The following is a 19,528-nucleotide window of genomic DNA, read 5'->3' on the forward strand; positions in this document are numbered from 1 at the left end:
CGGAGCAGCGTCGATCTGGTCATACGCCTTGAACTCGCCGAAATACTTCGTGATCGCTGCCGTCAGAGACGTCTTGCCGTGGTCAACGTGGCCGATCGTGCCGATGTTTACGTGCGGCTTGTTGCGCTCAAACTTACTCTTTGCCATTTGAATGCTTCCTGTGAACGAAATGGGTGACCCCGGCGAACCGGTTTAGTGCCGCCGTTTAAGGCTTTCGGCGAGATTGCGCAAGACCTAATTGCGAACGGCATTCCGGGGTTTGCTGCCCATATGGGAAGCAATTGACGCAACGCAAGATCCACCGCCAAAAGCGCGGCGCAACAACCTGAAGCTAAAAGGAAAAACTGGAGCGGGTAGCGGGAATCGAACCCGCGTATTCAGCTTGGAAGGCTGCTGCTCTACCATTGAGCTATACCCGCGGGATTGGTCTTGGCCCGACCAGAGAACGAATGGTGGAGAGAGTTGGATTTGAACCAACGTAGGCTGAGCCAACGGATTTACAGTCCGTCCCCTTTAACCACTCGGGCATCTCTCCATTCGTTTCGTCTGGATCGGAAGACCAAGCTTGCGACCGTCTGGCGTTGCCGCCCCTCGGTCTGCGCCGCGTATATGACCGGACGATTTCCTCATGTCAACACGATGACTGCGGAAAAAATGTGAAAAATTTCATCGCCTGTTGAAAGGCCCTCTGTGAAAGAAGTCCTATGCGCGGAGAGTTGCCGCCGTTATAAAAGCCGCATGAGCAAAGACAACAAATTCACCGGCAAGCCCGACACCGACAAAACCGCCAAGGATACGCATTATGCGACCTTGCGCCGCCAGCACCGCGATGCAAAGCGCGAGCGCGGTGACATACCGACCCCCGGCCCCCAGAAGCGCAAGCGCGGCGGCGACGACTGGAAGCCGCCGGTTCTGGCGCCTGAGCAGGTCTATCTCTATGGCCTGCACACGGTTCGCGCGGCGCTCGAAAATCCCGAGCGCAAGAACATCAAGCTGTCCGTGACGCAGAATGCGCTGGCGCGCCTCGAGATCAATCCCGAGGACATGAAGATCCCCGTCGAGATGGTGTCTCCGCAGGATATCGACAAAGTGCTCGGCCCCGATGCGATCCACCAGGGCGTGATGCTGGAGACGCGGCCCCTGCCCGTGCGCCGGCTGGAAGCCTTGAAGGACAGCCCGTTGCTTCTGGTTCTCGACCAGGTGACCGATCCGCATAATGTCGGCGCCATCATGCGCTCGGCAGTGGCGTTCAACGCCGGCGCGGTTATCACCACCCAGAGACATAGCCCGACAGAATCAGGTGTGATGGCCAAATCGGCATCCGGGGCGCTGGAACTGATTCCTTATATCCAGATCACCAATCTGGCCGACGCCGTCGGCGAGCTGCACAAGCTCGGTTTCGTGACGATCGGTCTTGATTCGGAAGGACCGGCGGCTCTCGAAGGAACCTTCAGCGGCGACAAGGTGGCGCTCGTTCTCGGCTCCGAGGGCAAGGGCCTCAGGCAGAAGACCCGCGAGACGGTCAATGCGCTTGCCCGGCTCGATATGCCCGGCGCCATCAAGTCGCTCAACGTTTCGAACGCGGCTGCCATCGCCATGTATGCGGCCCGGCAGTATCTCGCGAAATAGGACAAATAGAACCGGGGTCTCAAAATGAACGCATGCCGGGGCTAGATGGCGGCGAACCGAAAACAGCAAGAGAGAAGGAAACGATCCGGCATGGCAATCCGGCCCCTCCTGTTCGGCATTCTGTTCGTCGCAGTCTTCGTCGGCATCATTCTCAGCCTCGTCTGGGTCGATCCCTCCCATCCGGTGCGCCAGCCCGATCCGCTGGCCCCCTCGCCCCCCGGCCCCTCTGCCCCAGCCCCTGTGCAATAGGGCTTCTGGAACCTCAAACATCTCCGCGCGTTTGTCCCGCAGGTTAATGCAAGGAAGAACGCATGCGAATCATGATCGCCGTCGTAGTTATATTGGTTGGCTCGGTGCTGAGCATCGTGATGATGGCGCCATCCGGCACCGGACAGACCGGCAACGGCGCCAAGATCGAGGCAAGCATCAACGAGCCTGTGCAGCAATAGGCCGGCCCCCGACCGAGCAAAAGAAAAGCCCCGGTATCGCTGGGGCTTTTTTGTCAGTTGGTCGCCTTTTCGACGGAAATCTCTCCGAACTCATCGATCAGCACGGTCCAGCCATCCGGCTCGGCATCCGGATCGGTCTTCAAATAGACGGTGGCGAACAGTCCGGGCTGTTTGATGATCCCAGTCGAGTTCTCCGGACGGATATCGGTGACGTAAGGCTTGAGATCGGTGAATTCGTGCAGTTCCACAGTAGAGATGATCTGCGGCCCGCCATCGGTCTGCGCCACCTGTTGTAGATAGACCTTCGATGTGCGGTCATCCTGGCGGACGGAGAAGAGCTTGTAGTAGCCATGGCGCGGCTCTCCGGGTTTTGCCGCCGTCTGATCGGCAGATACGGGTTTGCCTGACGTCTCGGGCGTGCGTTCGATGGCAATGTCAGCCTTGCTCTCTTCCCAATATCCCGTGCTGGTGGCGAAGGTGACAGCGGACGGCAGGATCGTCTCTGTACCTGGAGCCGCCTTGGCAATCCCTGCGCCCGTCAGGAGTGTGGCCGCCAATAGAAAAGTCCCTGCCCTCATCGTTAGTCCTCGAACTGTTCTGCCAGAATGCGGTCCGACCACGAACGATCGGGATCGGAGAGGATGCGCGCCGTCATGTGCTCCGACTGGGCGATGCGCACATGCAGCACCGACTTGACCTCGGAATTATCGGCAACGGCGTTCACGGGCCGCTTCTCCGCTTCCAGAATATGGATATCGACCGTCACCTTGTTCGGCAGCAACGCGCCACGCCAGCGCCGCGGCCTGAAGGCGCTGACCGGCGTCAACGCCAGAAGCGGCGCTTCCAGCGGCAGGATCGGGCCGTGTGCGGAGAGATTGTAGGCGGTGGAGCCCGCCGGTGTCGCCACCATCACACCGTCGCAGATCAACTCCGGCAGCCTGACATGGCCGTCCACCTCGACGCGAAGCTTGGCCGCCTGATAGGACTGGCGAAACAGCGACACCTCGTTGATGGCGAGCGCCTCGGAATTCGTGCCATCGGCATTGGCCGTCGTCATCTGCAGCGGACGGAAGACGTTTTCGACAGCAGCACAGATGCGTTGCTGCAAGTCTTCGGTGCGATAATCGTTCATCAGGAAGCCGACGGAGCCGCGGTTCATGCCATAGACCAGCTTGCCGCTGTTCATAATTCCATGCAGCGTCTGCAGCATGAAGCCATCGCCGCCGAGCGCGACGATCACATCCGCCTCTTCGGCCGGCACGTCGCCGTAGATCCGAATCAGCTCCTCGCGCGCAGCAAGCGCTTCAGTCGTGGAAGAAGCCAGAAAACCAAGCGTCTGAAATGACCGGCCCATGCAATGCCCTTTGTTATGCTCGCCTAGCTAAAGGATAAAGGGCTTGTGCGACAAGGTGTTTTGCACGTCAACGCGACCTGTGGAAACTCGATAGGCGCGAACAAAATGGTCCCGACGGGTTTCGCGACGATGTCCGGCCAAGCGCGACTGCCGCGATATCCGATGCCCCAGCACGATTTCCACGATTTTGCCGCCATCACCGTTCACGAATTCGCGCCGATGCCGGATTTTGCCTTTACACGAAGTCAGAATCTGGTAGTTGGCACGCATTGCCCTTGTAGCTCAGTTGGTAGAGCACCTGATTTGTAATCAGGGGGTCGCGGGTTCGAACCCTGCCGGGGGCACCACTCACTCACAGCGAAATCAGAAGCGTAGCCGGATGGCGCCTGCTCCGCAGGCGGGTGCCTGTTCCAGAATTTGACGCTGCGCTCCCAAAACATGGCGCACGGCGCGATTGCGCCCGCTCATGACCCGCGACTCAAGGCCTCGTCAACCAGACGCGACAGCAGCGCCGTGCCTGGACCCAACGGCTTGAGATGATCCATATCTCCGAAAAAGCCGTCTTCAAAATCATCGTGGTCATAGAGATCAAGCACCTGGACGTGAGCATGCCCATCGGTTCGCTGCTTCAGACCGCGAAACAATTCGGCACCTGGGGCGCGAATCCGGAAATCGCTTCGGACTGGGGGAACGACGACAAGCAGCCTGTGGCGGTTTTGCGCCGACAAGCTGATCAACATGTCGAGATAAGGAAGTGCGTTTTCCCGACGATTGAACTTCATGTGATCTGCGACGCGCTGTTCCGTCGTCATGCGCGGAGGCATGAAGCTCTTGTTATAGTCGGGCAGAAACCCGGAGCGCCCCGAAACGTCCACGGACAAATCCCCAAGTTTGCCCACCACGGTTTCGTAGAGGCTGGTAAGCGACGGATCCTGGTAGTCCAATCCGAGATTGAACAGCTCATTGATAGCCACCGAGATCATGCCTTCGGATCGCGAGCGATCGAGCACCCATCCCGGTGAGAAAACCGAATAGAAGACAACGATGGTGCGGAGCGACTCGAGCTGCTCCGAAAGGGTCTTGTAGAGAAAGTAGGAGTATTTCAGATCCTGTGATCGGCAGCACAGGTTGAAAGATCCGGGCAGATACGCCGGATCGAAGCCGAAATCGCCATGCGACGAACCGGCAACGAGCGTGGTGACACTTGCCGCCTCGGCTCTCAGCATCGTGCGCTTTGCGGTCAGCAGGAGCACATATTGCTCGAACATAGCGGGAAATGGTTCATCCATGTCCGTCTCCATCGAATAGGCCAAGTACTGTTAAACGATAGAAGGCTTTTGCCGGGCTTGCGATCGAGCAGGCAAGCCACGACGACGCTGATGCTATCTGTGCGCCGTCGCATCTCTCGTTGCTCAAGCCGCTCTATCTCTTGTCCTCTTCGATGAACCGGACATGAAGCCCGTCTTCAGAGCGAGTTCAGGCCCGCGGGGTCACCTTGGGTCATGAAATAGCAAGGAGATGCGCTATGAAAATCGTCCATTTGGCGGTTGCTGCTGTTCTTTCCATCGGTTCGGCCTTCGTTGCCGTCGAGCCTGCGGCGGCGATTCCGCGGTCTCAGGCGCCGGTCGCTGCCGTCGAGAAGAGCGATGTGGTTCAGGTCCGGCACCGGGATCGCCGCTACTACAGGGATCATCGCCCGCGTTATCGCGATAGCTGGCGCTATGACCGCCGTCACCACCGGGATTGGCGGGCCGAGCGGCGCTGGCGGGGTGATCGCGATTGGCGGTATCGCGACCGCTACTACCGGCCGCATCGGAACGGCGTCTATTTCCGCCTGAACCTCTAGAACGAAAAAAGCCCCGGATGTCCGGGGCTTTTTTTTATTGTCCAGCCTGCGCGGCTCAGTCGATGTCGTCGACGACGGCATCGGGCTTGCCGCTGATGCGGTGCGCGAGTGCTGCTTCCATGAACTCGTTGAGCTCGCCGTCGAGCACGTCGCCCGGAGCGGTGCTGGCAACACCTGTGCGCAGGTCCTTGACCAGCTGGTAGGGCTGCAGCACGTAGGAGCGGATCTGGTGGCCCCAGCCGATATCCGACTTCGAGGCGGCTTCGGCATTGGCCGCGTCTTCGCGCTTCTTCAGTTCGGCTTCGTAGAGACGGGCGCGCAGCATGTCCCACGCCTTGGCGCGGTTCTTGTGCTGCGAACGTTCCTGCTGGCACTGCACGACGATGCCCGACGGCATATGCGTGATGCGCACGGCCGAGTCGGTGGTGTTGACGTGCTGACCGCCGGCGCCCGACGAGCGGTAGGTATCGATGCGGCAATCGCCTTCATTGATGTCGATCTGGATCGAGTCGTCGATGACAGGATAGACCCAGATGGACGAGAAGGACGTGTGGCGGCGTGCATTGCTGTCGTAAGGCGAAATACGCACCAGGCGGTGAACGCCCGATTCGGTCTTCAGCCAGCCATAGGCATTGTGGCCCTTGACGAGCAGCGTCGCCGACTTGATGCCCGCTTCTTCGCCGTCGTGAACTTCGAGAAGCTCGACCTTGAACTTCGAGCGTTCGGCCCAGCGCGTGTACATGCGCAGCAGAATGTTGGCCCAGTCCTGGCTCTCGGTGCCGCCGGCGCCGGAATGGACTTCGAGATAGGCGTCGTTGCCATCGGCTTCGCCAGAGAGCATTGCCTCCACCTGGCGGCGCGCAGCTTCGGCCTTCAGGCCCTTCAGCGCATCCTCGGCGTCCTTGACGACGCCTTCGTCGCCCTCTTCCTCGCCCATTTCGATGAGCTCGATATTGTCGTTCAGCTGCTGTTCGAGCTGCTTCACGCCATTGATGCCGTCATCGAGCTGCTGGCGCTCGCGCATCAGCTTCTGGGCTTCCTGGGCATCGTTCCAGAGGTTCGGGTCCTCTGCCTTGTTGTTCAACCAGTCCAGCCGTCTTATCGCCTGGTCCCAGTCAAAGATGCCTCCTCAGCAGGGTGATAGCCTGCTTGGTTTCATCGACTACGTTTATGATCTCGGCGCGCATTGTCCTGCTTCTTTGCGTTGGTCTTGAGCTGGCCCGTCAAATAGTTGCGGCGGCCGCGGATGTAAAGCCCGCGCCGCCGCACCGTCTCTGCGGATGATGTTAATAGAGGCCGCCGGCGCCAGACTGGACCGCCTGATTGGCCTGTGGCGAAGTCTTGAGGATTTCTTCCGGCGCCATGGTGCCGTCCATGCCGATGACCGAGAAGCTGTCGGCCGGGCCGGTGCCTGGCTTGAAGGCTTCGATGATGGTGTTCGGATCGCCTTCCTGCGCTGCCATGCCGGTCTTGCGGTCGATGGCGACGAGGTTCATGCCCTGCGGAATGACGAATTTCGACGGCGGCATGTCCTTGACGGCTGCCTGCATGAATTCGTTGAAGATCGGCGCCGAGAGGCCACCGCCCGTGCCGCCGCGGCCAAGCGGAGCCGGCGTATCGAAGCCCATATAGAGACCGGCGACGAGATCCGGCGTGAAGCCGACGAACCAGGCGTCCTTCTCGTCGTTGGTCGTACCGGTCTTGCCGGCAACGTCGCGGCCGCCGAGATCGACCTTGCCTGCGGCGGTACCGCGGGTGATGACGCCCTGCATCATCGAGGTGATCTGGTAGGCGGTCATCGGATCGAGAACCTGTTCGCGGTTATCGACGATATTGGGCTCTTCCTGGTTCTGCCAGTCGCCGGCATTGCAGCCATCGCAGACGCGCTCTTCATGCTTGAAGATGGTCTTGCCGTAACGGTCCTGGATGCGGTCGATCAGGGTCGGCTTGATCTGCTTGCCACCATTGGCAAGAACCGAATAGGCCGAGACCATGCGCAGCACCGTGGTTTCGCCGGAACCCAGCGACATGGCGAGCAGCGGCGGCATCTTGTCGTAGATGCCGAAGCGCTCGGCATATTCGGCGACGATGTTCATGCCGAGGTCATTGGCAAGGCGCACCGTCATCAGGTTGCGCGAATGCTCGATACCGGAGCGCAGCGTCGAGGGGCCGCCGACTTCGCCGCCATAGTTTTCAGGCTTCCAGACCTGGCCGCCGGAAACGATCTCGATCGGCGCGTCCATGATCACCGAGGCCGGCGTATAGCCGTTGTCCATGGCGGCAGCGTAGACGAAAGGCTTGAAGGACGAACCCGGCTGACGCATCGCCTGCGTCGCACGGTTGAATTCAGACTGGCCGTAAGAGAAGCCGCCGGCCATGGCGAGCACGCGGCCGGTCTTCGGGTCCATGGCGACGAGGCCACCTTGAACCTTCGGCGGTTGCTGCAGGCGGTAGGATGTCGAGGTCTCGTCGCCCTGACGCGCGACATAGACCACATCACCAGGAGACAGCACGCCTTCCGGCGACTTGGCGGTCTTGCGGTCGCCCGTCGAGGAACGGTAGGCCCACTGCATGTTCTTGGCGGTGATCGTGCCGCGCTCGCGCTCGGCACCGATCTTGCCGCTGCCATCCTTCGGTGGCTGCAAGCCGATGTCGGCGCCATCGTCGGAAACCGCCAGAACGACGGCCAGGCGCCATTCGGGCACATCGGAGAGCGCCGGGATATCGGCCAGCGCCTTGCCCCAATCCGATGTCGTGTCGATGGTCTTCAGCGCGCCGTGGAAGCCGCGGCGTTCGTCATAGGTGGTCAGGCCGTCCTGCAGCGCCTTGCGGGCGGCAAGCTGCATCTGCGGATCGAGCGAGGTGCGGACCGAAAGACCGCCTTCATACAGCGTCTTTTCGCCATACTGATCGATCAGCTGGCGGCGGACGGCTTCGGCAAAATAGTCGGATGCGAAGAGCGACGGGCCGGTGCTGCGGGCAGTGACGCCGAGCGGCTGCTTCTTTGCCTCTTCGCCGTCTTCCTTGCTGACATAACCGTTCTCGACCATGCGGTCGACGACCCAGTTGCGGCGCTCGAGAGCGGCTTCGGGGTGGCGGAAAGGATGATAATTCGCCGGCCCCTTCGGCAGCGACGCCAGATAAGCGGCTTCGGCGATCGTCAGCTCGGTGACCGACTTGTTGAAATAAGTGAGTGACGCGCCGGCAATGCCGTAGGAATTCAGGCCGAAGAAGATCTCGTTGAGATAAAGCTCGAGAATCTTGTCCTTCGAATAGGCCTGCTCGATGCGGAAGGAGAGGATCGCTTCCTTGATCTTGCGGTCGATCGTCTGGTCGGATGTCAGAAGGAAGTTCTTGGCGACCTGCTGGGTGATCGTCGAAGCGCCGACCGGGCGGCGTCCGGAACCGAAATTCTGCAGGTTGACGAGGATGGCGCGGCCAAGGCCGGTTAGGTCGACGCCCGGGTGATTGTAGAAGTTCTTGTCTTCGGCCGAAAGAAACGCCGCCTTGACGCGGTCCGGGATTGCCTGGATCGGCAGGAACAGGCGCTTCTCCTTGGCATATTCGGCCATCAGCGCACCGTTGCCGGCGTGAACGCGGGTGGTGACCGGCGGTGCGTAGCTGTTCAGCACGGCGTAATCGGGGAGATCCTTCGCGACGTTTGCCAAATAGACGGCAACGACAGCTGCGGCGCCAAGAAACATGACGCAAGCAATGCCGAAGAAATATCCAAGAAGTCTGATCATATTGGGCTACCGGTATTCCAAATCTTCAATCGGCACAGGCGATATCATCACATCGGAGCGCGCAATCTACACATTGCGCGCGGCTTACTCCATGAGCGGCACTGCGACAAGCCGAATCCGCCTCTCGGGTCAGAAACATAGCGGCGAGTAACGGCCTGAATGTGAGCAAAATAGGGCTCCTCTGCCCCATTCCAGTCCCGTCCCCGGCTTTCGTCCACGCTGTTACATGTTCGCCACGGCGTCAGCCGCCATTGGCGACGACGGACGAGCGATAGCGTTTAACCGCATCGGTCATCAGGTCCGCCATCTTGCCGCGCCAGGTCTCATCGAGCAGCAGCTTCTCGTCTTCGACATTCGAGAGGAAGCCGAGTTCGACGAGGATCGATGGCACGTCGGGCGCCCGCAGAACCTGGAAACCTGCATGGCGGTGCGGATTGTTGATGGTGCCTATCTGGTCCTTGAAGGAGTTCAGGACGCTTTCGGCCAGCGAGATCGAAAACGCCTGCGTCTCGCGCCGCGTCAGGTCGAGCAGGATATCGGCCACTTCGGGCGGCTCGGCGACGGTTTCTTTGCCGGCAATCTGATCCGAGAGGTTTTCACGTTCAGCAAGATCGGCGGCGAGCTTGTCGGATGCCTTGTCGGAGATCGTATAGACGGTCGCCCCGCGGATATCTTTCTGCTTCAGCGTATCGGCATGCAGCGAGATGAAAAGGCCGGCATGGTTCTGGCGGGCAATTTGCACGCGCTCGGAAAGCGAGAGGAACTCGTCATTGTCGCGGGTCAGAAACGCCTTGATGCCGGGCTCGCGGTTCAGCCGGTCGGCCAGCGCCTTGGCGAAGGCCAGTGTCACCTGCTTTTCTTCGGTTTTCGTATCGACGCCGATCGCGCCGGTATCGATGCCGCCGTGACCGGCATCGACGGCGATGACGAAATCGCCGGGCTTGGCGGCCTCTGCCGCCGGAATGGCGCTAGTCACCTGCTGGTCATCGGCGTCGTTCCAGGTCTGAGCCTTGACGAGCGCCGCGAAGGCTTCCTTCGACGTCATCTCGGCGTCGAGCACCAGGCGGTGCCCCTTGCCGTCCTCATCCTGCTGGACCTTGGCAATCGCCAGCTTCACCGGCTTGATGGCGGTGAGCACGATTCGCGCACTGTCCTCACCCATCGCGCCGTAGCGGATATCCTTGAAGAGACCGCGCGCTTCCAACTGCTTGGTATCGAAACCGAAGGCGGTCGCCGGGAGATCGACGACGATGCGCTCGGGATTGGCAATATAATGGATGGAGAAGCTGGGGGCCTGGTCGAAATCGATGACGATGCGGGTGCGGGCGTCATCGCCGATGATCCGGGCACCGTAGGCCAGCAGCGGCTCGGGCTTGGCGCCGTCGGCAGCAATCGCGGTCGCCATTCCAAGACACAGCGCCGCGGCAGCGAGCGCCGCCGCAAAAACATTCTTCCGGTTGCCGGATTGCCCCGCTATGGGCCGCTCCCTCTTAAACAATCGACCGCCACACCCTATTTGTCATTGCATATGTCCCCGGGCACATGATCCGCGCCGCCCGGCAGCGCCCGCCCGATGCCCGGCGTCCAGCATAGCGCATCGAATCGGTACCACGGATCCCCGATTTTCTATGCGTGCCGAAATCCATCAATATTATGGCACATTTGGCTTTTCCCTTGCTATTGTGACAGAGAAACCATACAACGATTTCAGGTTAGAAGTGCTGACGGGATAGAGTCGCCGCGAAGGCTGCCAACCCCTGAGAGGACCTGGCGCCGCAACCGGCAATCGTCCGCCGTCATACGTGTTTCTTTCCGAGTGAACTGGATTCTGATTTTTCCGGCGTATGCGGAAACTTCATCGGTGGATAGCCACCAACCGCTCCGAGGAGCAAACTCATCGGACCTACGGGTCTTAGTATTGTCGATCTCGCTTGGTCATAATGGTGTCGCAGCAGGTTTTATCCAAAGTCTACAGGCCCCGGGAGAATATCTTCCCCGCTGTTGCCTGGCTGTTGCCTGCCCTCCCGAACCAAGCGCGACTTTCATTATCCGGCGCAACCCCTCCTGACCGCACCCCGCCTGTCTCAGACACTGGCGGGGATGCGCGTATGAGGCTGCGCCGAGGAGCACAGCTTACATGGCAGACAAAATGCTTATCGACGCGTCTCACGAGGAAGAGACGCGCGTCGTTGTCGTTCGCGGGAACCGCATAGAAGAATTTGACTTCGAGTCGCAGCACAAGAAGCAAATTCGCGGCAACATCTATCTTGCAAAGGTAACGCGGGTAGAACCCTCGCTACAGGCCGCCTTCGTCGATTACGGCGGCAACCGGCACGGCTTCCTGGCGTTTGCCGAAATCCACCCTGACTATTACCAGATCCCGCTGGCCGATCGCCAGGCGCTGCTGCGCGCGGAAGCTGAAGAACATCGCCGCGACGACGACGTCGAGCACGTCGAAACCGCGCCGATGAACGATCCGGCCAACCAGGACCAGCCCGACATCGGCATCGTCGCCAAGGACGAGCCGGCAGCAGACGCTACGGCCGAGGCCACTGCCGCGATCGAGGCGGAAGCAGCTCCGGCTGCCGAAGACGCTGCTCCGGTAAAGAAGGCTGCAAAGCCGCGCCGCAGCCGCAAGAAGGTTGTCGAGACCACCGCGACCGAAGATGCCGTCCCGACCGATGTCGAAGCGCCGGTTGCTTCCGTCGATAGCGACGACGACTCGAACGGCAGCTCGATGGCTGCCATGGTCGAGACGGACTCGATTTCCGAAGACGTCGATTCCCGCCGCCGCGGCAATGACGACGATGACGACGACGATCATGACCACGAAGAAGAAGTGATCGAATCGGTCGGCGCGGAAGACGCGATGGAAGAAGTTCCCGATCGCGTTCAGCGCAAGCCGCGCAAGCAGTACCGCATCCAGGAAGTCATCAAGCGCCGCCAGATCCTGCTCGTGCAGGTCGCCAAGGAAGAGCGCGGCAACAAGGGTGCAGCTCTTACCACTTACCTCTCGCTCGCAGGCCGTTACTCGGTGCTGATGCCGAATACGGCGCGTGGCGGCGGCATCTCCCGCAAGATCACCAATCCGCAGGACCGCAAGCGCCTGAAGGAAATCGCCCGGATGCTCGAAGTGCCGCAGGGCATGGGCGTCATCCTGCGCACGGCGGGTGCCAACCGCACCAAGGTCGAGGTCAAGCGCGATTTCGAATATCTGATGCGTCTCTGGGAAAACGTCCGCACGCTGACGCTGGCGTCGACGGCCCCTTGCCTCGTCTATGAAGAGGGATCGCTGATCAAGCGTTCGATCCGCGACCTCTACAACAAGGATATCGGCGAAGTCATCGTTGCCGGCGAAGAAGGCTATCGTGAAGCGAAAGACTTCATGAAGATGCTAATGCCGAGCCACGCCAAGGTGGTTCAGCCTTACCGCGACATCCACCCGATCTTCTCGCGCTCCGGCATCGAAGCGCAGCTCGACCGCATGCTGCAGCCGCAGGTGACGCTGAAGTCGGGCGGCTACCTGATCATGAACCAGACGGAAGCGCTGGTTTCGATCGACGTCAACTCCGGCCGTTCGACCCGCGAGCATTCGATCGAAGACACGGCCCTGCAGACGAACCTCGAAGCCGCCGACGAAGTTGCGCGCCAGCTTCGCCTTCGCGACCTTGCAGGCCTGATCGTCATCGACTTCATCGACATGGAAGAAAAGCGCAACAACCGCGCTGTCGAGAAGCGTCTGAAGGAATGCCTGAAGAACGACCGCGCCCGCATTCAGGTCGGCCGTATCTCGCATTTCGGCCTTCTCGAAATGTCGCGCCAGCGTATCCGTGCCTCGGTTCTGGAATCGACGACCCAGGTCTGCTCGCATTGCGGCGGTACCGGTCACGTCCGTTCGCAGTCTTCGGTCGCCCTGCATGTGCTGCGCGGTATCGAAGAATATCTGCTGAAGAACACGACGCACGACATCACGGTGCGCACCACGCCCGACATCGCGCTCTATCTTCTGAACCACAAGCGCCAGTCGATCGTCGATTACGAGACCCGCTTCGGCGTGGCGATCATCATCGGCGCCGACAACAGCGTCGGATCGCAGCACTTTGCGATCGATCGCGGCGAGCCGGTCGAAAATCCGGTGAAGATCGAAACCCTGTTCAACTTCGCGGCCATCCCTGAAGATGACGACGACGATGTCGTGATCGAGGTGGACGAAGAAGAAGACGAAGAACTGGAAGAAAAGCCAGCCGCCAGCGAGCGTCCTGCCCAGCAGGCACGCGCCGAGAGCGATGGCGAAGCCGGCAACCGCAAGCGCAAGCGGCGTCGCCGCCGCCGTGGCGGACGTGGCGGAAATGAACAGCAGTCGGCCAACGACGCTTCCGGTGACGAGGGCGACGATGGAGAAGGTGACGAGGACGATGCAGGCGCAGAGGGCGACGAAGCCGCTGCCGGCACCGCGGAAGCCCGCGCCGAAACCGACAGCGAGAGCGAACAGCGCCGCAAGCGCCGCCGCCGCGGCAAGCGTGGCGGACGCCGCAACCGTGACGAAAACGGCGAACTGAGCGCCGAGGGTACTGACGGCGAGACGGACGCTGACGGCGAAGCCGGCGAAGGTGACGCTGCCGAAAGCGCGGCAGCCGAGACGCAGGCTGAAGTCATCGAGGCCGTTTCCGAAGATGCGGCCGAAGGCCAGACGGCTATGGCAGCTGTCGAAACAGGCGCCTTCGTCACCGAGGACGTCAAGCCCGCGAAGGGCCGCGGCCGTGGCCGCAAGAAGGCTGTCGAGGTTTCGCCAGTGGAAGAGCCTGTCGTTGCCGAGGAAGCTCCGGCTGCCGCAGCAACTGCCGAACCTGCACCCGAAGCCGAGACGGTGGAAGCCTCTGCCGATCTCGACGCCCCGGCAACGGAAGAAGCGAAGTCGGCCCGCGCCAATCGCGGCTCGAACGTCTCCTCCTCTTCGCCGACCGTCAAATCGACGCGCAGCGAAGCTGCCGAGCCCGAGGGCGACGGCAAGCCGAAGAAGGCCGGCTGGTGGCAGCGCCGCGGCTTCTTCTGAGAGACCGCTGATTGATCAATGAAAAGCCGGCTGTGGCGACACAGCCGGCTTTTTTGATTCCGTATCCTGGAGAGATTGGAAAGGGGCATCCGAGATAAGTCGAGAAGGCCAATCCGGCTTTGCCTCGCGGCAGCAAGCCTCTTCAGATCTTGATTCACCTGTCTGACAAAATGAGTCAGGAAATGCGTCTAAGCGCTTGAGCGCGGACTCTATTTCAGCCAGAGGGCCATGCGCTCGACGGCTTCGGCGATCTCAGTTTGCGAGCCGGCGTAAGACATGCGCATCGTCCTGTTGCCTTCGAGCGGATCGAAATCGAGGCCCGGCGTCGCGGCGACATTGATCTCCGCCAGCATGCGCTTGGCAAAGGCCATGCTGTCATTGCTGAACCGCGTCACGTCGACATAGGCGTAGAAGGCGCCGTCCATCGGCGAGGCCACCGGCAGGCCGATTTCGGGCAAGCGGCGGAGCAGGAAATCGCGGTTGGTGGCGTAGCTCGCCTTGTAGACATCGAGCTCGGCGGCAGCGCCAAGCGCCGCGGTGGCGGCGATCTGCGACAGCTCCGGCGGAGAGATATAGAGGCTCTGGGCAACGCGCTCGATCGGGCGAACGAGCCGCTCCGGCAAAACCATCCAGCCGATCCGCCAGCCGGTCATGCAATAGTATTTCGAGAAGGAATTGATGACAATTGCCTCGTCTGTCAGTTCCAGCGCGCTGGTCTCCTCCCCGGCAAAGGTCAGGCCGTGATAGATTTCGTCGGAGATGAAGGCGATCGATTGAGCGGCGCAATAATCGGCAAGCGCCTTCAGCGCCGCCCTGCCGGTGACCGTTCCGGTCGGGTTTGCCGGACTCGCAAGCAGGATCCCCTTGAGCTTGACGCCGCTCTCGCGCTGCGCCGCTTCAAGGCTTTCGGGCGTCAGCGTGAAATGCGTCTCGGCCGTCACGGCGACCTCGATCACCTTCAGCCCGAGTGCGCCGAGAATATTGCGGTAGGCCGGATAGCCGGGCCTGGCGATAGCCACGGCATCGCCCGCATCGAACAGCGACAGGAAGGCGAGATTGAAACCGGCCGAGGAACCCGTCGTGATGGCGATGCGCGCCGGATCAATCTCCAACCCATGGCGATCGCGATAATGCCAGGCGAGCGCATGTTTCAGCCGCGCCGTCCCCAGCGCGTCGGTATAGCCGATCTTGCCTTCCGTCAGAGCCGAACGGGCCGCGTCGAGGGCCGCCTTCGGTGCCGGATGCGACGGCTGGCCAACCGCCATCGAGATGACCGGGTGACCGGCGGCACGCCGTTTGGTCGCCTCCGCCAGAACGTCCATGGCGTGGAAAGGCTCGACTTCGCTGCGCTTCGATACGGAAAACAAGGGCTAAAACTCCGGATATTCAATTGCGGCCAGACAATTGCCGCATTATCAGGTGCATCACAATCCCGCGATTGCGCCGCGATCCAGAAAAATCCTGTTTGATGGCCGGGCCGCACACCGTAATTTGATGCCGAACGTTTCAGCCCATTAACCGGGCGATGTTATGAAGCGGCATCGCATTCGATCAGCCGACGAGGACACAATGGCTCTCTTTCCGAAAACCTTCACCGCCCTTGCGCTCGCTGCCAGCTTTGCGATGCCCCTTCCCGCTGCTGCTCTCGACGACGCGCAGAAGAAGGAATTCGGCGAGTTCATCAAGGAATACCTGATCCAGAATCCCGAGATCATGCTCGACGTTCAGGACGCGCTGCAGAAGAAGCAGGAAGAGGCCCGGCTCGTCAAAGCCAACCAGGTGATCGGCGAAAACAGCAAGAGCATTTTCGAAGCCAAGGACGATATCTCGATCGGCAACCCGAAGGGTGACGTGACCATCGTCGAGTTCTTCGATTACAATTGCGGCTATTGCCGTCACGCGCTGACCGACATGCAGACGATGCTGAAGAAGGACCAGAACGTCCGCTTCGTGCTCAAGGAATTCCCGATCCTCGGCCCGGAATCGGTTGCCGCGCACAAGGTTTCCGACGCTTTCCGCAAGCTGGCGCCTGAAAAATACGAGAAGTTCCACATGGCCTTGCTCGGCAGCGAAGGCCGCGCCGACGAAGACAGCGCCATCGAAGTGGCCTCCTCGCTCGGCGTCAACGAAAAGCAGATCCGCGCCGAGATGGAAAAGAGCCCCGACACGTCTTCGGTGCAGAATGCCTATGATCTTGCCCAGAAGCTCGGCATCACCGGCACGCCCTCCTACGTCATCGGCAACGAGCTGGTGCAAGGTGCAGTCGGTTTCGACGACCTGGAAGCCAAGGTCAAGAACATGCGCACCTGCGGCAAGACGAGCTGCTGAGAGCGGCGCTCATCAAATCGCCAAAATCTAAGCGTTTCAGCCATGTGGACAAATATGGCACGATTCCGGCTGCCCACCCCAAAGGGCTTTCATTAAGGGCATGGGGAGTCTATAGGTTGCCCTCGTGCATTTAATGGAACATTCGATGACGCAAACCATTTTCGTCCTGAACGGGCCCAACCTGAACATGCTGGGCAAAAGAGAACCCGGCATCTATGGCGGCAAGACGCTCAAGGACATCGAAGCTGATTGCAGGGCTGCGGGCCAGGAACTCGGTCTCGAGATCGATTTCCGCCAGAGCAACCACGAAGGTGCGCTCGTCGACTGGTTTCATGAAGCAAACGACAAGGCTGCAGGCGTTGCGATCAATGCCGGAGCCTACACGCATACATCCATTGCACTGCATGATGCGATCAAGGCCATTTCCATTCCGGTGATCGAGCTCCATATCTCCAACGTGCATGCACGCGAAGAATTCCGCCACAAGTCGATGATTGCCCCTGCTTGCAAGGGTGTGATCGCCGGCTTCGGGCCTCACAGCTACATTCTGGCGCTTCACGCGCTGAAGAACCTTACGGCATAAGAAGAAGACAGGGCAAACACTCATGGCTGAAAAGAAATCGGGTATCGACCAGGCACTGATCCGTGACCTCGCGAACATCTTGAACGACACGGACCTGACGGAAATCGAAGTCGAGCAGGAAGATCTGCGCATCCGCGTCTCGCGCGGCGGCAATGTTCAATATGTCCAGGCGCCGATCGGCGGTGCTCCGGCCTATGCGCCTGCGCCTGCAGCCGCCGCACCTGCGGCCGCTCCGGCAGTAGCCGCTGCCCCGGCCCGCAACCCGGCCAATACGGTCAGCGCTCCGATGGTCGGCACCGTCTACATGGCACCGGCTCCGGGCGCACGCGCCTTCATCGAAGTCGGCTCGACCGTCAAGGAAGGCCAGACGCTGCTCATCATCGAAGCGATGAAGACCATGAACCAGATCCCGTCGCCGAAATCAGGCAAGGTCACGGAAATCCTCGTCGAAGACGGCAGCCCCGTCGAATACGGCCAGGCCCTCGTCGTCATCGAATAAGGCGGGCATCATGGTCTCGAAAATCCTCATTGCAAACCGCGGCGAAATCGCGCTGCGCGTCCTGCGCGCCTGCAAGGAGCTCGGCATTCCCTGCGTCGTGGTTCACTCCACCGCCGATGCCGACGCCATGCATGTGCGCCTTGCCGACGAGAGCGTCTGCATCGGCCCTCCGCCGTCGCGCGACAGCTATCTGAACATCCACCAGATCGTCGCAGCCTGCGAAATCACCGGCGCCGATGCCGTGCATCCCGGCTACGGCTTCCTGTCCGAAAACGCCAAGTTTGCGGATATTCTCGAGGCCCACGGCATCACCTTCATCGGCCCGACTGCGGATCACATCCGCATCATGGGCGACAAGATCACCGCCAAGACGACGGCGCAGGAACTCGGCATCCCCGTCGTTCCCGGCTCCGACGGCGAAGTGAAGACCGAAGAAGACGCCATCAAGACGGCGGCCGAGATCGGCTATCCCGTTCTGATCAAGGCAACCGCCGGCGGCGGCGGACGCGGCATGAAGGTCGCGAAATCCGAAGCCGACGTGATCGAAGCCTGGTCGACGGCCCGCACCGAAGCGGCAGCCGCTTTCGGCAACGAAGCCGTCTACATGGAAAAGTACCTCGGCAAGCCGCGCCACATCGAAGTTCAGGTGTTCGGCGATGGCGAAGGCAATGCGATCCATCTCGGCGAACGCGACTGCTCGCTGCAGCGCCGCCACCAGAAGGTCTGGGAAGAAGCCAATTCCCCGGCGCTCAACGTCGAGCAGCGCATGAAGATCGGCCAGGTCTGCGCCGACGCCATGAAGAAGCTGAAATATCGCGGCGCCGGCACGATCGAATTCCTCTATGAAAACGGCGAGTTCTATTTCATCGAAATGAACACCCGCCTGCAGGTGGAACACCCGGTCACCGAAGCCATTACCGGCATCGACCTGGTGCACGAACAGATCCGCGTTGCCTCGGGCGGCGGTCTGTCGGTGACGCAGGCGGAAGTGAACTTCGAGGGCCACGCCATCGAATGCCGTATCAACGCCGAAGACGCGCGCACCTTCGTGCCCTCGCCCGGCACGATCACGCATTTCCATGCACCGGGCGGCCTCGGCGTTCGCATCGATAGCGGCGCTTATCAGGGCTACAAGATCCCGCCTTACTACGACAGCCTCATCGGCAAGCTCATCGTGCACGGGCGCACCCGCGTCGAATGCATGATGCGTCTGCGCCGCGCGCTGGACGAGTTCGTCGTCGATGGCATCAAGACCACGCTGCCGCTGTTCCAGGATCTGGTTTCGAACCAGGACATCGCGAATGGCGACTACGACATCCACTGGCTGGAACAGTATCTCGCCAGCACCAAGCCGGCCTGATCACGAATGGCAGGGTCGCGCAGGAAGTCCCCAGGAATTACCCCGGAGATCCTCCTGCGCGCCTACTCCATCGGCCTCTTCCCGATGGCCGAATCGGCCGATGACCCGGAGATCTTCTGGGTCGAGCCCGAACTTCGCGGCGTCATCCCGCTCGACGATTTCCACATTTCCAAGAGCCTAGCGAAGACCATTCGCCGCCAACCGTTCGACATCCGGTTCAATCATGATTTCGATGCGGTGATCTCGGCCTGCGCGGCGGAAACCTCCGGGCGCCCGAGCACCTGGATCAACGGCACCATCAGGCAGCTCTATTCGACCCTCCACCGCATCGGCCATGCGCATTCGGTCGAGGCCTGGGAGGGCGATACGCTTGTCGGCGGACTCTATGGCGTCTCGCTGGGCGCGGCGTTCTTCGGCGAGAGCATGTTCTCGCGGCGCACCGACGCCTCGAAGATCTGCCTCGTGCATCTCGTCGAACGTCTCAGGGAAAAAGAGTTCAGGCTGCTGGATACGCAGTTCACGACGGAACATCTCAAGACGTTCGGGGCGATCGACGTGCCGAAGGATGAGTATGCCGTGATGCTGGATGCCGCGATGGATTCGCCGCATCTGGCGTTTTAGGGAGCGCCCACCCTCGTCCTTCGGGCACCTCGGGATGAGGGCTTTCGTGAGGCTGGGCTT

Annotated in this window: 18 protein-coding genes and 3 tRNA genes; 11 read left to right on the plus strand and 10 right to left on the minus strand. The window is 60.8% G+C overall.

Annotated features, from left to right (window positions below):
- The 3 genes from AC1DV9_RS25490 to AC1DV9_RS25500 all read right to left on the minus strand — a co-directional run.
- A partial coding sequence (locus tag AC1DV9_RS25490; RefSeq protein WP_421387882.1) for a GTP-binding protein occupies nt 1–147 on the minus strand: 147 nt, incomplete at its 3' end.
- A gap of 198 nt (nt 148–345) precedes the next feature.
- Nucleotides 346–419: transfer RNA gene (locus AC1DV9_RS25495), tRNA-Gly, on the minus strand.
- Nucleotides 420–450: 31 nt separating this feature from the next.
- Nucleotides 451–535 (minus strand) — tRNA-Tyr (locus tag AC1DV9_RS25500).
- Nucleotides 536–738: 203 nt separating this feature from the next.
- On the opposite strand from AC1DV9_RS25500, the gene rlmB reads away from it, so the two are divergent.
- The 3 genes from rlmB (at nt 739) to AC1DV9_RS25515 (ending at nt 2,078) form a co-directional block, all read left to right on the plus strand.
- Entirely contained in the window at nt 739–1,629 is an 891-nt protein-coding gene (rlmB, locus tag AC1DV9_RS25505; RefSeq protein WP_310298666.1) for a 23S rRNA (guanosine(2251)-2'-O)-methyltransferase RlmB, read from the plus strand.
- Between the two features lie 90 nt (nt 1,630–1,719).
- Nucleotides 1,720–1,878 (plus strand): hypothetical protein, encoded by a 159-nt coding sequence (locus AC1DV9_RS25510; RefSeq protein WP_477950474.1) that lies wholly within the window; start codon nt 1,720–1,722, stop codon nt 1,876–1,878.
- Nucleotides 1,879–1,940: 62 nt separating this feature from the next.
- Entirely contained in the window at nt 1,941–2,078 is a 138-nt protein-coding gene (locus tag AC1DV9_RS25515; protein WP_442208792.1) for a hypothetical protein, read from the plus strand.
- 53 nt (nt 2,079–2,131) lie between these two features.
- Here AC1DV9_RS25515 and AC1DV9_RS25520 read toward each other — a convergent pair whose 3' ends face one another.
- Together AC1DV9_RS25520 and AC1DV9_RS25525 are read right to left on the minus strand one after the other, a co-directional pair.
- Nucleotides 2,132–2,656 (minus strand): hypothetical protein, encoded by a 525-nt coding sequence (locus tag AC1DV9_RS25520; protein WP_477950475.1) that lies wholly within the window; start codon nt 2,654–2,656, stop codon nt 2,132–2,134.
- 2 nt (nt 2,657–2,658) lie between these two features.
- Entirely contained in the window at nt 2,659–3,432 is a 774-nt protein-coding gene (locus AC1DV9_RS25525) for an NAD kinase (RefSeq protein WP_112389735.1), read from the minus strand.
- 271 nt (nt 3,433–3,703) lie between these two features.
- Between AC1DV9_RS25525 and AC1DV9_RS25530 the strand changes: the two genes are divergently transcribed.
- Nucleotides 3,704–3,779 (plus strand) — tRNA-Thr (locus AC1DV9_RS25530).
- Between the two features lie 117 nt (nt 3,780–3,896).
- Here the strand turns inward: AC1DV9_RS25530 and AC1DV9_RS25535 are convergent.
- A complete protein-coding gene (locus AC1DV9_RS25535) occupies nt 3,897–4,721 on the minus strand; it encodes a hypothetical protein (protein ID WP_477950477.1) in 825 nt (274 codons plus the stop codon).
- A gap of 236 nt (nt 4,722–4,957) precedes the next feature.
- On the opposite strand from AC1DV9_RS25535, the gene AC1DV9_RS25540 reads away from it, so the two are divergent.
- Complete coding sequence (locus AC1DV9_RS25540; RefSeq protein ID WP_477950479.1) at nt 4,958–5,278, plus strand: hypothetical protein; 321 nt, start codon at nt 4,958–4,960, stop codon at nt 5,276–5,278.
- Nucleotides 5,279–5,333: 55 nt separating this feature from the next.
- On the opposite strand, the gene prfB is transcribed toward AC1DV9_RS25540, so the two are convergent.
- The 3 genes from prfB to AC1DV9_RS25555 all read right to left on the minus strand — a co-directional run bounded on the left by prfB (nt 5,334) and on the right by AC1DV9_RS25555 (nt 10,429).
- Nucleotides 5,334–6,465 (minus strand): peptide chain release factor 2 gene (gene prfB / locus AC1DV9_RS25545; RefSeq protein ID WP_112389732.1). Its coding sequence is split into 2 segments (ribosomal slippage): nt 5,334–6,395 and nt 6,397–6,465, totalling 1,131 coding nucleotides; the frame shifts between segments, so codons are not numbered across the junction.
- Between the two features lie 99 nt (nt 6,466–6,564).
- A complete protein-coding gene (locus AC1DV9_RS25550; protein WP_112389731.1) occupies nt 6,565–9,024 on the minus strand; it encodes a penicillin-binding protein 1A in 2,460 nt (819 codons plus the stop codon).
- A 241-nt stretch (nt 9,025–9,265) separates the two neighbouring features.
- Complete coding sequence (locus tag AC1DV9_RS25555) at nt 9,266–10,429, minus strand: N-acetylmuramoyl-L-alanine amidase (RefSeq protein ID WP_477950480.1); 1,164 nt, start codon at nt 10,427–10,429, stop codon at nt 9,266–9,268.
- A gap of 732 nt (nt 10,430–11,161) precedes the next feature.
- Here AC1DV9_RS25555 and AC1DV9_RS25560 point away from each other — a divergent pair.
- On the plus strand, nt 11,162–14,077 hold the full coding sequence (locus AC1DV9_RS25560; RefSeq protein WP_477950482.1) for an Rne/Rng family ribonuclease: 2,916 nt from the start codon (nt 11,162–11,164) through the stop codon (nt 14,075–14,077).
- 209 nt (nt 14,078–14,286) lie between these two features.
- On the opposite strand, the gene AC1DV9_RS25565 is transcribed toward AC1DV9_RS25560, so the two are convergent.
- On the minus strand, nt 14,287–15,444 hold the full coding sequence (locus AC1DV9_RS25565) for a pyridoxal phosphate-dependent aminotransferase (RefSeq protein ID WP_477950484.1): 1,158 nt from the start codon (nt 15,442–15,444) through the stop codon (nt 14,287–14,289).
- Nucleotides 15,445–15,646: 202 nt separating this feature from the next.
- On the opposite strand from AC1DV9_RS25565, the gene AC1DV9_RS25570 reads away from it, so the two are divergent.
- The 5 genes from AC1DV9_RS25570 to aat all read left to right on the plus strand — a co-directional run bounded on the left by AC1DV9_RS25570 (nt 15,647) and on the right by aat (nt 19,468).
- Complete coding sequence (locus AC1DV9_RS25570) at nt 15,647–16,405, plus strand: DsbA family protein (RefSeq protein ID WP_112389727.1); 759 nt, start codon at nt 15,647–15,649, stop codon at nt 16,403–16,405.
- A 145-nt stretch (nt 16,406–16,550) separates the two neighbouring features.
- On the plus strand, nt 16,551–16,988 hold the full coding sequence (gene aroQ / locus AC1DV9_RS25575; RefSeq protein ID WP_112517326.1) for a type II 3-dehydroquinate dehydratase: 438 nt from the start codon (nt 16,551–16,553) through the stop codon (nt 16,986–16,988).
- A gap of 22 nt (nt 16,989–17,010) precedes the next feature.
- Nucleotides 17,011–17,487, plus strand: a complete 477-nt coding sequence (gene accB / locus AC1DV9_RS25580; RefSeq protein ID WP_112516921.1) for an acetyl-CoA carboxylase biotin carboxyl carrier protein — start codon at nt 17,011–17,013, stop codon at nt 17,485–17,487.
- Between the two features lie 10 nt (nt 17,488–17,497).
- Entirely contained in the window at nt 17,498–18,847 is a 1,350-nt protein-coding gene (accC, locus tag AC1DV9_RS25585) for an acetyl-CoA carboxylase biotin carboxylase subunit (RefSeq protein WP_112389724.1), read from the plus strand.
- Between the two features lie 6 nt (nt 18,848–18,853).
- Entirely contained in the window at nt 18,854–19,468 is a 615-nt protein-coding gene (gene aat / locus AC1DV9_RS25590) for a leucyl/phenylalanyl-tRNA--protein transferase (protein ID WP_477950486.1), read from the plus strand.
- Nucleotides 19,469–19,528: the final 60 nt, after the last annotated feature.

The sequence above is a fragment of the Rhizobium sp. 01L410 genome, from assembly GCF_056400165.1.

Coding starts and splice junctions, on each gene's coding strand:
- accC (WP_112389724.1), top strand. CDS start 17,498: ATGGTCTCGAAAATCCTCATTGCAAACCGCGGCGAAATCGCGCTGCGC.
- AC1DV9_RS25560 (WP_477950482.1), top strand. CDS start 11,162: ATGGCAGACAAAATGCTTATCGACGCGTCTCACGAGGAAGAGACGCGC.
- AC1DV9_RS25540 (WP_477950479.1), top strand. CDS start 4,958: ATGAAAATCGTCCATTTGGCGGTTGCTGCTGTTCTTTCCATCGGTTCG.
- AC1DV9_RS25570 (WP_112389727.1), top strand. CDS start 15,647: ATGGCTCTCTTTCCGAAAACCTTCACCGCCCTTGCGCTCGCTGCCAGC.
- AC1DV9_RS25555 (WP_477950480.1), bottom strand. CDS start 10,429: ATGGCGACCGCGATTGCTGCCGACGGCGCCAAGCCCGAGCCGCTGCTG.
- AC1DV9_RS25510 (WP_477950474.1), top strand. CDS start 1,720: ATGGCAATCCGGCCCCTCCTGTTCGGCATTCTGTTCGTCGCAGTCTTC.
- aat (WP_477950486.1), top strand. CDS start 18,854: ATGGCAGGGTCGCGCAGGAAGTCCCCAGGAATTACCCCGGAGATCCTC.
- AC1DV9_RS25515 (WP_442208792.1), top strand. CDS start 1,941: ATGCGAATCATGATCGCCGTCGTAGTTATATTGGTTGGCTCGGTGCTG.
- AC1DV9_RS25525 (WP_112389735.1), bottom strand. CDS start 3,432: ATGGGCCGGTCATTTCAGACGCTTGGTTTTCTGGCTTCTTCCACGACT.
- accB (WP_112516921.1), top strand. CDS start 17,011: ATGGCTGAAAAGAAATCGGGTATCGACCAGGCACTGATCCGTGACCTC.
- aroQ (WP_112517326.1), top strand. CDS start 16,551: ATGACGCAAACCATTTTCGTCCTGAACGGGCCCAACCTGAACATGCTG.
- rlmB (WP_310298666.1), top strand. CDS start 739: ATGAGCAAAGACAACAAATTCACCGGCAAGCCCGACACCGACAAAACC.
- AC1DV9_RS25550 (WP_112389731.1), bottom strand. CDS start 9,024: ATGATCAGACTTCTTGGATATTTCTTCGGCATTGCTTGCGTCATGTTT.
- AC1DV9_RS25535 (WP_477950477.1), bottom strand. CDS start 4,721: ATGGATGAACCATTTCCCGCTATGTTCGAGCAATATGTGCTCCTGCTG.
- AC1DV9_RS25520 (WP_477950475.1), bottom strand. CDS start 2,656: ATGAGGGCAGGGACTTTTCTATTGGCGGCCACACTCCTGACGGGCGCA.